The sequence below is a fragment of the Streptomyces sp. NPDC058534 genome (genome assembly GCF_042717365.1).
Classification (GTDB): domain Bacteria; phylum Actinomycetota; class Actinomycetes; order Streptomycetales; family Streptomycetaceae; genus Streptomyces.
Genome location: NZ_JBHXNW010000003.1, coordinates 133,248 through 146,315, shown reverse-complemented (window position 1 = coordinate 146,315; position 13,068 = coordinate 133,248). Strand labels below are relative to the sequence as shown.

The window sequence follows — 13,068 nt, the reverse complement described above, 5'->3', positions numbered from 1 at the left end:
GCCCGGGTCAGCCCAGGGCGCGCGGCCGCCGGGACCACCACCCGCGCAGAGCGCACCGCAGGCGGCCGCGGGCCGGGCGGCCGGCGAGCACGGCCCGGAACCGTCGGCGCTCGTGCCACTCCCGCACGACCTGCCGGTCGTGGGTGCCGGGCGCGGGCGGGGCGGGCTCGCCGAGCTGCCGGGCGCGGTAGGTGTCGAGGAGGTACTGCTGCGTGATGCTCATGGCGGATCGCCTGCTCCAGGAGACGTATCGGAGAACGTAGCGGTGGGAAGTGGGAAAGGGCTCCACGGCTGCCCCCGTGACCCCAGCCTGCTTCCGGTCCGGCCCCGCCGTCGCGTCGATTGACGACGGCGGTCGATCGGCGGCGGCGTTGTCAGTGGCGGCGTGCACCATGGGGGCATGAGCGTGCGCATCGACATCGCGGGGCTGCGGCCGGAGAGGGTCGCCGTCGTGCCCTCACCCCTGGCCGAGCTGGGCATGGCGCTGCACGCGCTGTCCGAGCCGGGGCACCATCCCGGACTGCAGGGCTGGGCGACGGGCGTGACGGCCCGGCTCGACTCGCATCTGGCCGACCGGATGTGCGAGGCGGACTTCCTGTGGCGGACGACCTTCTCGGACCTCTTCATGCCGTTCGCCGGGGTGCCCGGCCGCAGCACGCTACCCGGCGCCACCCTCGCCGAGGACCTCGACCTGCTGGACAAGCTCTCCGACGAGCAGTTCGTGGACGCGGCCCTGGAGTTCACCTGCGCGCTGCCGTACAGCACCGGCGGGATCTCCGCGCTCGCCGACGCCGAGGTGCGCCGGCGCGCCCTGGACCTGGCCGCCGCGCGCGGCCCGCAGCAGCTGCGTTTCAGCGAGCGGCTGCTGGTCGACCCGCCGCGGATCCGGGGCTGGCTGCGCCAGTTCGCGCACGACTGCGACGAGGCGTTCTTCGCGGAGGCCTGGTCCCGGCTGCGCCACCAGCTCGCGGCGGACGCCCGGCACAAGACGGACCTGCTGCGCCGCAAGGGCCTTGCCGAGGCGCTGGCCGCCGTCTCCCCGGCGGTGACGCTGGACGAGGGCGCCGCGCGGATCACCGTCGACAAGCTGGGCGACGGCCGCTCCGCGACGGCGGACGGCGGTCTGCTGCTCGTCCCGACCAGCCTGGGCTGGCCGCATCTGATGGTCCTGCACCGGCACGGCTGGCAGCCGGTGCTGCACTACCCGGTCGGCTCCCCGGAGATGGCCTCGCCGCCCTCGGTCGAGCAGCTCACGCTGCGGATGACCGCGCTGTCCCACCCGGTCCGGATGCGGATCTGCCGGTATCTGGCCCGCAGCGAGTACACCACCGGCGAGCTGGCGCAGGTGCACGGCATGACGGCCCCCGAGATATCCCGGCACCTGGGCGTGCTGAAGAAGGCGGGGCTGATCACCACCCGCCGCCGCGGCCGGTACGTGCTGCACCAGCTGGACGTGACGGTGGTGGCCCGGCTGGGCAGCGACTTCCTGGAGGGGATACTCCGGTAGCGCCGCGCCCGCCCCAGCGGGTGCGCGGGTGGTGCGCGCGCTGCCGGTCAGTCGGTCCGGATGTGCCGGATCCCGACGCCCGCCTGCCTGATCCGGGTGCGCAGCGCGCCCTCGTTGTTGGGCCGCAGGGTGAGTCCCGCCAGTACGGCGATCCGGTCGGCGGTCTTCGGGACGGTCGTGTGGTCCGTCCACAGGTGCTCGGCGAACTCCGGCTCGGCCAGCCGCTCCAGACAGTGGTCGAGCTGTCCCTCGGCCCAGCTGTCGCGACGCGGCCCGGGACGCTTCCCGCGGGCGTACCCGACGTACTTGACGTACCCGAGGAGGTGGCCAAGACCGCGCTCGCGCAGCCGCCGCAGCACGGTCTCGCGTTCGGCGAGGAGGGCGAAGTGGCGTACGTCGTGCCCGAGTTCGCCCAGGCGGCCGACGGTCTCGGCGAAGTACCCGGAGTCGGTGACCGTCATCGGCGCGATCACCACCCCGTCGTGCTTGGTGAGGGCCAGGTCCAGGACCTCGACGACGCCCTGCCGCCAGGAGACCAAATCCTGGAAGTCACCCCGCAGTTCGGGCGGCAGCATGCGGCGCAGCCCGAAGCCCGCGTGCTCGGGGTCGCAGACGACGCTGCCGGGGAGCCGCCGCCGTATCTCGTGCGCGGGCAGCGACTGGACGGATCGCCGCCCCCGAAGGGGCCGTTGATCCACAGGAGCATGCCCAGACCCTACCGACGCGGGGGCGCCGGCGGAGCCCTGTCAGCCCAGTCCCCCACCCGCCCGCACCAGCCCCGTCTCGTAGGCCAGCACCACCACCTGCACCCGGTCGCGCAGGTTCAGCTTGGTCAGGATGCGGCCCACGTGCGTCTTCACGGTCGCCTCCGACAGCACGAGCCGCGCCGCGATCTCCCCGTTGGACATGCCCTGCGCGACCAGCATCATGACCTCGCGCTCCCGGTCGGTGAGCCGCTGGAGCTCCTTGTGCCGGGGCTCCTGGCCGGTGGCCGGCAGCATCGGCGCGAAACGGTCCAGGAGCCGGCGGGTGGTGGAGGGGGCGACGACCGCGTCACCGCTGTGCACGGAGCGGATGGCGGCGAGCAGTTCGCCGGGCGGCACGTCCTTGAGCATGAAGCCGGAGGCGCCCGCCTTCAGCGCCGAGAAGGCGTACTCGTCGAGGTCGAAGGTGGTCAGTATCAGCACCTTCGGCGCGTCGGGGTCCACGCAGATCCGGGCGGTGGTCTCGACGCCGTCGAGCTTGGGCATCCGGACGTCCATGAGGACGACGTCCACGGCGGTCGAGCGCAGCACCTGGAGGGCCTCGACGCCGTCGCCCGCCTCCGCGACGACCTCCATGTCCGGCTGGGCCGCCAGCACCATCCGGAACCCGGTGCGCAGCAGCACCTGGTCGTCGACGAGCATTACGCGGATCGCCATCGGGGCCTCTTCCTTACAGGTGTCAACGCGGTACGTACGTGCGGGGGCGGTTGTCAGTGTGCGGGTTTCAGCGGCAGCAGCGCACTGACGCGGAATCCTCCGCCCGGGCGCGGTCCCGCGTCCAGGGTGCCGCCGACCATGCCGATCCGCTCACGCATGCCGATCAGACCGTGGCCCTGGCCGTCGAAGCCGCCCTCCTCGTACAGCTCGTGCGGGGCGCCCTTGCCGTCGTCCTCGATGAGCAGTCCGAGTCCGTCGTCGAAGTAGACCAGGCGCACGCTCGCGCCGGCGTTGGGCCCGCCGTGCTTGCGCGTGTTGGTCAGCGCCTCCTGCACGATGCGGTACGCGGTCAGCTCGACGCCGCTGGGCAGTTGCCGTGGGGTGCCCTCGACCTTGAAGTCGACGGGCAGCCCGGAGGTGCGGCAGTGCTCGACGAGGTCCTCGATCTGCTGGACGTCGGGCTGCGGGACGTACTCGCCGGCCTCCTGGTGCTCGCCGGTGCGCAGCACGCCGAGCAGGCGGCGCATCTCCGCGAGCGCCTGGCGGCCGGTGGAGGAGATGGTCTCCAGGGCCTTCTTCGCCTGGTCGGGGGCCGCGTCCAGGACGTAGGCGGCACCGTCGGCCTGGACCACCATGACGGACACGTTGTGCGCGACGACGTCGTGCAGCTCGCGTGCGATCCGGGCGCGTTCGGCGGCGACGGCGACCTTGGCCTGTGCCTCGCGCTCCTTTTCCAGCCGGGCGGCCCGCTCCTCCAGCTGCGCGAAGTAGGCGCGGCGGGTGCGGATGGAGTCGCCGAGCACCCAGGCGAGGGCGAAGGGCACCGCCTGGAAAACCGTTATGGCGATGTTGCTCCCTATCCCCAGCTCGCCGTCGGCCCAGCGCAGCTGGGCGAAGGGCGCCGCACACAGGCCCACGGCCAGCGCGGTGCGGGAGGCCCAGCGGGCGCCGGTCGCGGCGACCGTGTAGACGATCACCAGGAAGGCGAAGTCGGACGGCATCGTGGAGACGTCCAGCGCCAGCTGCCCCACGCCGAGGGCGACGGCGAGCAGCAGCATCTTCTCCGGCATCCGCTGGCGCAGCGCGATCACGACGCTCAGCAGGACGGCGAAGGGGACGATCAGCGCCAGGAGGTGTGTGCCCTCGTCCGACGTCCCCGGACCCGACACGGACACCAGGGAGATCCCGAGCACGACGAGGGCCCAGAAGGAGTCGACCCCGGTCGGGTGTCGGCGGAGGAAGTCGTAGAGGCGCTGCACGTAACCCAGCGTAGGGAAGCGGAATAGGTGCAGGGGTCAACCGGAGGGTCGATCCGCATCCGCCGCGCATACTCCGCAAGGTGGAGGCCCCGCTCTCCTGTGCCCCTAGCCTGGGCTTGTGACAGCAGGGACGACAGGGGCCGAAGAGGTTCCAGAGGCACAGGACGAGTGGCGGGGCTGGAGGGAGGCCACACAGGAGGCCCTGTACGGGCCCGCGGGGTTCTACCGGGCCGGTCCGGAGGGTCCGGCCGGGCACTTCCGAACGTCCGTCCACGCGTCGCCGCTCTTCGCCGGGGCGGTGGCCCGGCTGCTGTGCCGGGTCGACGCGGCCCTGGGCCGGCCCGCCTCACTGGCCTTCGTGGACATGGCGGCCGGACGGGGCGAACTGGTCTCCGGCGTGCTGGCCGCGCTGCCCGCCGCCGTGTCGGCCCGCACGCGCGCGTACGCCGTCGAGGTCGCGGGGCGTCCCGAGGGTCTTGACCACCGGATCGAGTGGCTCGCCGAGCCGCCGCGCGGCGTCACCGGGCTGCTGTTCGCCAACGAGTGGCTGGACAACGTGCCGGTGGAGGTGGCGGAGGTGGACGCCGCGGGCATGGCGCGGCGGGTGCTGGTCCGCGGCGACGGGACGGAGCGGCTCGGCGATCCGGTGGCCGGGGCGGAGGCCGCGTGGCTGGCGCGGTGGTGGCCGCTGCCCGGCGAGGAGGGGCTGCGGGCCGAGATCGGGCTGCCCCGGGACACCGCCTGGGCGTCGGCCGTCGCGTCGCTGGACGCGGGGCTCGCGGTGGCCGCCGACTACGCGCACACCGTGGACTCCCGGCCGCCGTTCGGGACGCTCACCGGCTTTCGGGCGGGGCGGGAGACGCGGCCGGTGCCGGACGGGTCGTGCGACATCACCGCGCATGTCGCGCTGGACGCGTGCGCGTCGGCCCACGCCGCGAGGTGCGCTCCGGGGCACACGCCCCCGGATGCCCTCACGCGCCCCCAGCGCGAGGCCCTGCGCGCCCTCGGCCTCACGGGCCTACGCCCCCCGCTCGCGCTGGCCTCCACCGACCCGGCGGCGTACGTGCGCGCCCTCGCCGGCGCCTCGCAGGCCGCCGAACTGCTCGCGCCGGGCGGTCTCGGTGACTTCGGGTGGCTGCTCCAGCCGGTGGGCGCCGTGGACGCCGCCGCGCTACTTGTCGATGTCGCCGACGACGAAGAACAGTGACCCGAGGATCGCCACCATGTCCGCGACCAGCGTGCCGGGCAGCAGCTCGGTCAGCGCCTGGATGTTGTTGAACGACGCCGAACGCAGCTTCAGCCGGTACGGCGTCTTCTCGCCCTTGCTGACGAGGTAGTAGCCGTTGATGCCGAGCGGGTTCTCGGTCCAGGCGTACGTGTGGCCCTCGGGCGCCTTCAGCACCTTGGGGAGCCGCTGGTTGACCGGCCCGGGCTCCAGCTGGGCCAGGCGGTCCAGGCAGGCGTCGGCGAGGTCGAGGGCGTTGTGCGTCTGCTCCAGGAGGACCTCGAAGCGGGCGAGGCAGTCCCCCTCGGTGCGGGTGACGACCTTGAGGGTGTCCTGGAGTTCGCCGTAGGCGAGGTACGGCTCGTCGCGGCGCAGGTCGAAGTCGACGCCGGAGGCGCGCGCGATCGGGCCGCTGACGCCGTAGCCGTGCACGGCCTCGGGCGTCAGCGCGCCCACCCCGCGCGTGCGCCCGCGGAAGATCTCGTTGCCGAGCACCAGGTCGTCGAAGACGTCCATGCGCGGGCGCACGGCGGCGACGGCGGCACGCGCGCGGCCGGTCCAGCCCGCCGGCAGGTCCTCCTTGAGGCCGCCGACGCGGTTGAACATGTAGTGCATGCGCCCGCCGGAGACCTCCTCCATGACGTTCTGGAGGACCTCCCGCTCCCGGAAGGCGTAGAAGACCGGGGTGATCCCGCCCAGCTCCAGCGGATACGACCCCAGGAACATCAGGTGGTTGAGCACCCGGTTCAGCTCCGCGAGCAGCGTCCGCGTCCACACCGCGCGCGTGGGGACCTCCATGCCGAGCATCCGCTCCACGGCGAGGACGACGCCCAGTTCGTTGGAGAACGCCGACAGCCAGTCGTGGCGGTTGGCGAGCACGATGATCTGCCGGTAGTCACGGGCCTCGAACAGCTTCTCCGCGCCGCGGTGCATGTAGCCGATCACGGGCTCGGCGCTGGTGATGCGCTCGCCGTCCAGGACGAGCCTGAGCCGCAGCACGCCGTGCGTGGAGGGATGCTGGGGCCCGATGTTGAGCACCATGTCGGTGCTCTCCGCGGCGCCGCCGATCCCGACCATGGTCTCCGTCGTAGGAGTCATGAACACAGTCTCCCCTACGTACGCTGGCCTCATGGAGACGGGGAGCCCTGACGACGCGGGCACGGCGGGGGCGACTGGCGCGGTGCGGGACGAGCCGGTGTGGACCGGCCTGCCGCCGGGACTGCTGCGTATGAGGCGGCTGTTGCTGGTGGTGTGGCTGGGGCTGCTGACGCTCGCCGCAGGGGTGCTGCCCGGCCTGTTCCTCGGTCCCCTGTGGGCGGCCCTGGCCCTGCCGCCGCTGGCTCTGCTGGCCTGGGGCTGGGTGATGCTGGAGCGCAACTGGCGCTCCTGGCGGTACGCCGAACGCGCCGACGACCTGCTGATCAGCCGGGGCGTGCTGTGGTGGGAGGAGACCGTGGTGCCGTACGGCCGGATGCAGCTGGTCGAGGTGACGTCCGGCCCCGTCGAGCGGCACTTCGGCCTGGCCAGCGTGCAACTGCACACGGCCGCCGCCGCGACCGACGCGACCATCCCCGGCCTCGACCCGGCCGAGGCGGAACGCCTGCGCGACCGGCTCACCGAGCTGGGCGAGGCCCGATCGGCGGGGCTGTGACCACGCCCGGGGCCGGCGGCGGCACCCAGGCCACCGAGCACGGCCCGCCCTCGCCGGCGGACGGCGTCACCGAGCGCCGCCTGCACCCCGTCACGCCGCTGCGCCGCGCGTGGGCGCCGGTCGCCGTGCTCGTCGGCTGGGCGGTGCACGACCCCGACCAGGCGCAGCGCCAGCTGACCCGGCTGACCACGACCCACCTGCTCATCGGCCTCGCCGTGCTGATCCCGGCCGCCGGCCTCTACGGCTTCCTGACCTGGTGGTTCACCCACTACGCGGTGACCGACACGGAGCTGCGCATCCGCACCGGGCTGCTGTTCCGCCGTACCGCGCACATCCGCCTCGAACGCATCCAGGCCATCGACGTCACCCAGCCGCTGCTGGCCCGGGTCGCGGGGGTCGCCAAGCTCAAACTCGACGTCATAGGCACCGGCAAGAAGGACGAACTGGCCTTCCTGGGCGCCGGCGACGCACGAGCGCTACGGGCCGAGCTGCTCGCACGCGCGGCGGGCTTCGCGCCCGAGACCGCGCGCGAGGTCGGCGAGGCCCCCGCCCGGCAGCTGCTGCGCGTGCCGCCCGGTGTGCTGGCCGTCTCGCTGCTGCTCACCGGCGCGACCTGGGGCACGCTGCTCGCCGCCGTGGTCGTACCGACGCTGCTGTGGCTGGCCACCCACAACCTGTGGACGGTACTGGCGACCGCCATCCCCCTCGTTGGCGCCGCGGGCGCGAGCAGCGCGGGCCGGTTCGTCGGGGAGTACGACTGGACCGTGGCCGAGTCCCCGGACGGGCTCCGCATCGACCACGGTCTGCTGGACCGCGCCCACGAGACGGTGCCGCCGGGCAGGGTGCAGACCGTGCGGATCGTGGAGCCGCTGCTGTGGCGGCGGCGCCGCTGGGTGCGGGTGGAGCTGGACGTGGCCGGCTCGTCGAACTCCGTCCTGCTGCCGGTCGCCCCGCGCGAGATCGCCGAGTCGGTCGTCGCGCGGGTGCTGCCCGGGGTGACCGTGCCGGCGGCGCGGGACCTGTCGCGTCCGCCGGGGCGCGCGGCGCGGTGCAGGCCGCTGTGGTGGCGCGGCTACGGCCTCGCCGTGACCGACGCGGTCTTCGCCGCCCGGTACGGACTGCTGCGTCGCAGCCTGGCGCTGGTGCCGCACGCCAAGGTGCAGAGCGTCCGCCTCACCCAGGGGCCCTGGCAGCGGGCGCTGCGGCTGGCGGACGTACGGGTGGACACGGGGGCGAACAAGACGGTGACCGCGCGGCTGTGGGACGCCGACGAGGCGGCGCGGCTGCTGGACAGCCAGGCGGAACGGTCCCGGACCGGGCGCCGGGACGCGCCACCGGACCGCTGGATGGCCTGAGAACCCCTGCCAGAGGCGGTCAGGACACCGCGCTGCGCAGCCCCTGGATGTCGATCTGCTCGGTCTCGTCGTGCGCCGTCAGGTCGATCACCTGACCGACCCCCCGGGACTCCTCGCCGGCCGGCTTGAAGGTGGCCTCCGCCTCGGCCTTGTGCAGGGCGAGGGCCTCCTGGCCGACCACGTCGGCGAGATCCTCGTTCTGGACGGTCTCCAGGGCGGCGTCGGAGGGCACCGCACCGTCCGCGCCGTCCGTGCCGCCCCCGGGCGCCTTGGTGCCGAAGAAGTCGAACCCGCCCTCGACCGACGGACGCCGCGCCGGAGCCGCCGGTACGACGGCCACCGCGGTCGGCACCGTGAAGTGCCCGTCGGCCCGCCGGGTGGACTGGGCGGGCGGCGCGGGCCGTTCGTCGGACTGCGTCGCCGGAGAGGCGGCGGCGGAGCTCTCGTGCCCGTCGGCCGCCTCGGGCTGCCCCTGCGCCTCGTCCTCCTGCGCCGCCTCGGGCGCCGTCGCGCTCTCGCCACCGCCGCTGCCGCCGCTGCCGCCGCCGTCACCGCCGTCACCGTCGTCGCCGCCGTCGTCGTCGTCGGACGAGTCGCCGCCGTCGTCCCGGTCGCCACCGTCCGGGCCGTTCGGCGCGTCCTCGTCGAAGCGCGCGAGGGCGTCGCTGGCGCGCAGGAACAGCCGCGAGCCCGCGGGCGAGAAGACGGCCGGCGCCTCGGCCATCTCCGCCTCGCCCGTGTCCGCCACGCCCGTGTCCGCGGCGGCCGGGGCACCGTCCTCGTCCGCCGCCTCCTCGGCCGGTGCCGGTCGTGCCGCCGGCAGGGCGGGCGCCGACGGCACGGCCTCTATCTCCAGCAGGCGGCGGCCCTCCAGCGCGGTGGCGCGCTCGGTCTCCGCCGTGGCGTAGCGCCGCAGCAGCGCGGCGTGCTCGTTGCGCAGCCCCGCCAGCTCGGTGCGCTTGGCCCGCAGCCGGTGCTCCAGCTTGACGCGCAGTTCGCGCGACTCCTCCAGGTCGGACTCCAGTTCGGCGACCCGTTCCTCGTACCGCCACTCGTCGCTCGCACGCGCGCGCGTGAGGTCGGCGACGCGCCTGCCCGCCTGTGCGTCCCAGTGCCGCATGACGACCGCGCCGACGACGGCCGTCACCGCGGCGGCCGCGGCCAGCACACGGAGGATCATGGTCTCGCTGAACACCCAGGGGCCGAGGGCGCAGACGACGGAGACGCCTGCGATCGCCGACGGAGGAAGCAGCCTGTGCAGAGGCGGGGAATGGCGGTGACGTCCACGTGGCATGGCCAGAAACTTACCGCGCGTAGGCGAATCTTGGCGCCCCGCCCCGTAAAAACACGGCCGTCTCCGGCGTGTTCACACGGCACCGGGATTCCACAAGCCCGTCGACGGGCGAATTACCTCAAGATCATTCACGCCCTGCGCCCGCCCAGCCGCTGACCGAGCCACTCCAGCGTCGCGGGAATCTCGCGCCGCCAGGTATTGAAGTTGTGCCCGCCGCTTTCCAGGATGATCGAAGAGATCCGGGTCGGCTTCCTGCTCTTGACCCGCTCGATGAACTTCAGCGTGTCCTTGTAGTTCGTCTCGCCCGACCTGCTGCTGGTCACGAGCAGGGAAGTGTCCGGCGCGGGCTTGTTCTTGAGATACCACCACAGATTGGCATGGTTCTTCAGTTCCTTGTCCCCCTGGAAGAGATCACCAGTCGTGGGATCGTTCGGCGCGTCGTAGTACGCGGAGAGCCCGGCCCCGGCGCCGAACACCTCGGGATGGTGCACGGCGAGTTTCAGCGCGCAGTAACCACCCGTCGAGTTGCCGACGACACCCCAGCTCCCCGGCCCCTCGGTCACGCGGTAGTGGCCGCCCACCGCCTCGGGGAGATCCTTCGCGAAGAACGTCTCCGTCCGCGGGCCGCCCGGCACGTCCACGCATTCCGTGTCGCGGGGCGGCGCGACCGTCGGCCGCAGCATCACCAGGATCATCGGCCGCATCCGACCGGCCCGGGCCGACTCCAGTGCCGTGCGCGGATAGCGGAGCTTGTCCACCAGCGCCCCGGCGGTCCCCGGGTACCCGGTCAGGACGACGGCCGCGGGAAACGTACGGCCGCGGTGCCGAGCCTGGAAGTACTCCGGCGGCAGATACACGTACGCCGGTGTCGCGATCCGCGTCGTACGGCCGACGACCTCGATCTCCTCGATCCGCCCGCCCGCCTCGGGCCGCCCCCCGCCCACCTGCGTCACTTTCCTGTCGCCGACCACCCGCAGCGGCCCGCCGGAACCGCCGGCCGCGTGGTCCACGACCACGCCCCGGCCGTTCTCCCGGCCGAACAGGTCGGCCCAGCTGCCGTAGAACCCGAACGACTGGTTGGCCACCAGACCGACCGCCGCGAAGACGGCCAACTGGGTCGCGAACAGCAGGCCCACGCGCCCCAGGACGGCGCGTATGCCACCGCGGGCCAGCCGCGGCCACAGCCACACCGTGCCGGCGAACAGCAGCACGCCGGCCAGCACCGCCAACGCCAGCACCTTGTCGCTCGTGAGACCCATGCCTTGGTACCTGCCCGCGCTTTCCGTGTGCCCGTTCGGGCATTCCGATCGAGGGGAGTGAACCTCTCCCGCCAAGACACCGTCCTAGAGGGCGCAATGTCGCCGGATGCCCGAAACGGGCCCGGATCCACGGTTACTCGCAGAACTACAGGTGCGATGTCTGTCAGGACAGATGAGGAAATGTCGGGTGGGGTTCCGGCAGGACCCACCCGCGTACGTCGACTGCCGCGCGGCCCTCGTCCGGAGAACGTGCCGCTCCTCGTCGGACGCGCCTGCGCGCTCGTCGGCCTGCTGGACATCGCCGCCGGTGTCTTCCCGCGCTTCCGGCACAGCCGGATGCACGCCCTCGCCGAGGTACTGCCGGGCGCGTTCGGCCCGTTCGCCGCGGCCCTCTCCCTCAGCGCCGGCGTGCTGCTCCTGCTGCTCGCCCACGGCCTCAAACGCCGCAAGCGCCGGGCGTGGCGGGCCGCGGTGGCCCTCCTCCCGCTCGGCGCCATCGCCCAGTTCGGCTACCGGCACTCACTCCTCGGCGTCCTGATCTCCCTCGCCCTGCTCGCGCCCCTGCTGCGCCACCGGGACCAGTTCGCGGCCCTGCCCGACCCGCGCAGCCGCTGGCGGGCACTGGCCAACTTCGTCCTCATGGGGGCCGGTTCGCTCGCCCTCGGCCTCCTGGTCGTCAACGCCCACCCGCACCGCATGGTCGGCGCGCCAAGCCTGGCCGACCGCCTCACCCACGCCCTCTACGGCCTGTTCGGCGTGGAAGGGCCGGTCGACTACCGGGGCAACACGTCCTGGACGGTCGCCTTCTCCCTGGGCGCGCTCGGCCTGCTGACCGCAGTGACCACCATCTACCTGGCCTTCCGCCCGGAACACCCGGCCGCGCGCCTCACCGAGGAGGACGAGACGCGCCTGCGCGCCCTCCTCGCCCGGCACGGCGGCCGCGACTCCCTCGGCCACTTCGCGCTGCGCCGTGACAAGGCGGTGGTCTTCTCCCCCAGCGGCAAGGCGGCCGTCACCTACCGCGTCGTCTCGGGCGTGATGCTGGCCAGTGGCGACCCGATCGGCGACGTCGAGGCGTGGCCGGGCGCGATCGAACGCTTCATGGACGAGGCCCGCGCCCACTCCTGGACGCCGGCCGTGATGGGCTGCTCCGAGACCGGCGGTGAGGTGTGGACCCGCGAGACCGGGCTCGACGCGCTCGAACTGGGGGACGAGGCGGTGGTGGACGTCCCGGATTTCTCCCTCGCCGGCCGCCCGATGCGCAACGTACGCCAGATGGTCAAGCGCATCGAGCGGGCCGGTTACGAGACCCGGGTACGGCGCGTGGCTGACCTCCCCGACGCCGAACTGGACCGCGTGCGCCGCGCCGCCGACGCGTGGCGGGGCACCGACACCGAGCGCGGCTTCTCGATGGCCCTGGGCCGCGTCGGCGACCCGGCCGACGGCGACTGCCTGATCGCGACCGCGCACAAGCAGGACGCCGAGCCGGGCGAGTACGGCGACCTGAAGGCGGTCCTGCACTTCGTGCCGTGGGGCGCCGACGGGGTGTCCCTGGACCTCATGCGCCGCGACCGCGCGGCCGACCCCGGCATGAACGAGCTGCTGATCGTGGCCGCGCTCGAGGCGGCGCCGAAGCTGGGCATCGCGCGGGTGTCGCTGAACTTCGCGATGTTCCGCGCGGCGCTCGCGCGCGGCGAGAAGATCGGCGCGGGCCCGGTCCTGCGGGCCTGGCGCGGCCTGCTGGTCTTCCTCTCCCGCTGGTTCCAGATCGAGTCCCTGTACAAGTTCAACGCGAAGTTCCGCCCCCGCTGGGAGCCGCGCTTCGTCGTCTACCGCACCTCGGCCGACCTCCCCCGCATCGGCTTCGCCGCGATGCAGGCCGAGGGCTTCGTCACCCTCACCCCACCCCTCCCCCAAGCCCTACGCCGCCGCACGAGGCCCCGCCGCCCATGCGCCCATGCGCCCATGGGGACCCGCACGTGGCCTGAGCGGGGTGGGCGCAGCTGGGCGGATAGCCGCGTACGGCGACCCACAACCGAACCCAACGCGCTACGCGCACCCCCACCGAAGCAGCCACAGGCCGCCGCAGGCACCCCG

The 13,068-nt window shown here is 73.4% G+C and carries 10 protein-coding genes and 2 pseudogenes; 5 read left to right on the top strand and 7 right to left on the bottom strand.

The features are described from left to right. Positions 1-7 precede the first annotated feature (7 nt). On the bottom strand, positions 8-223 hold the full coding sequence (locus ACFWR9_RS02685) for a hypothetical protein (protein WP_383834382.1): 216 nt from the start codon (positions 221-223) through the stop codon (positions 8-10). Positions 224-400: 177 nt separating this feature from the next. On the opposite strand from ACFWR9_RS02685, the gene ACFWR9_RS02680 reads away from it, so the two are divergent. Further along, positions 401-1,507 carry a DUF5937 family protein gene (locus ACFWR9_RS02680; RefSeq protein WP_383834379.1) on the top strand — a complete coding sequence of 369 codons (1,107 nt, stop codon included), beginning with the start codon at positions 401-403 and terminating at the stop codon, positions 1,505-1,507. A gap of 47 nt (positions 1,508-1,554) precedes the next feature. Here the strand turns inward: ACFWR9_RS02680 and ACFWR9_RS02675 are convergent. The 3 genes and pseudogenes from ACFWR9_RS02675 to ACFWR9_RS02665 form a co-directional block, all read right to left on the bottom strand. After that, a pseudogene (locus tag ACFWR9_RS02675) lies at positions 1,555-2,213 on the bottom strand (ATP-binding protein). 40 nt (positions 2,214-2,253) lie between these two features. Then, positions 2,254-2,928: a response regulator gene (locus ACFWR9_RS02670; protein ID WP_383834377.1), complete on the bottom strand. Its 675-nt coding sequence runs from the start codon at positions 2,926-2,928 to the stop codon at positions 2,254-2,256. 53 nt (positions 2,929-2,981) lie between these two features. Then, positions 2,982-4,187 (bottom strand): sensor histidine kinase, encoded by a 1,206-nt coding sequence (locus ACFWR9_RS02665; RefSeq protein WP_383834374.1) that lies wholly within the window; start codon positions 4,185-4,187, stop codon positions 2,982-2,984. Between the two features lie 118 nt (positions 4,188-4,305). On the opposite strand from ACFWR9_RS02665, the gene ACFWR9_RS02660 reads away from it, so the two are divergent. After that, entirely contained in the window at positions 4,306-5,394 is a 1,089-nt protein-coding gene (locus ACFWR9_RS02660; protein WP_383834371.1) for an SAM-dependent methyltransferase, read from the top strand. Here the strand turns inward: ACFWR9_RS02660 and ACFWR9_RS02655 are convergent. Beyond that, entirely contained in the window at positions 5,359-6,510 is a 1,152-nt protein-coding gene (locus tag ACFWR9_RS02655; protein WP_383834368.1) for an NADH-quinone oxidoreductase subunit D, read from the bottom strand. The two genes, ACFWR9_RS02660 and ACFWR9_RS02655, sit on opposite strands and share 36 nt — an antisense overlap. A 31-nt stretch (positions 6,511-6,541) precedes the next feature. Here ACFWR9_RS02655 and ACFWR9_RS02650 point away from each other — a divergent pair, with 31 nt between their 5' ends. Next, positions 6,542-7,063: a PH domain-containing protein gene (locus tag ACFWR9_RS02650; RefSeq protein WP_383834365.1), complete on the top strand. Its 522-nt coding sequence runs from the start codon at positions 6,542-6,544 to the stop codon at positions 7,061-7,063. After that, a complete protein-coding gene (locus ACFWR9_RS02645; RefSeq protein ID WP_383834362.1) occupies positions 7,060-8,418 on the top strand; it encodes a PH domain-containing protein in 1,359 nt (452 codons plus the stop codon). The genes ACFWR9_RS02650 and ACFWR9_RS02645 overlap by 4 nt, the downstream gene beginning before the upstream one ends. A 19-nt stretch (positions 8,419-8,437) precedes the next feature. Here the strand turns inward: ACFWR9_RS02645 and ACFWR9_RS02640 are convergent, their stop codons facing one another. Then, on the bottom strand, positions 8,438-9,712 hold the full coding sequence (locus ACFWR9_RS02640; protein ID WP_383834360.1) for a hypothetical protein: 1,275 nt from the start codon (positions 9,710-9,712) through the stop codon (positions 8,438-8,440). A gap of 128 nt (positions 9,713-9,840) precedes the next feature. Further along, positions 9,841-10,971: an alpha/beta hydrolase gene (locus ACFWR9_RS02635; protein WP_383834357.1), complete on the bottom strand. Its 1,131-nt coding sequence runs from the start codon at positions 10,969-10,971 to the stop codon at positions 9,841-9,843. Positions 10,972-11,151: 180 nt separating this feature from the next. Here ACFWR9_RS02635 and ACFWR9_RS02630 point away from each other — a divergent pair. Beyond that, positions 11,152-12,930: pseudogene (locus ACFWR9_RS02630) on the top strand (phosphatidylglycerol lysyltransferase domain-containing protein); the annotation flags it as partial. Positions 12,931-13,068 lie beyond the last annotated feature (138 nt).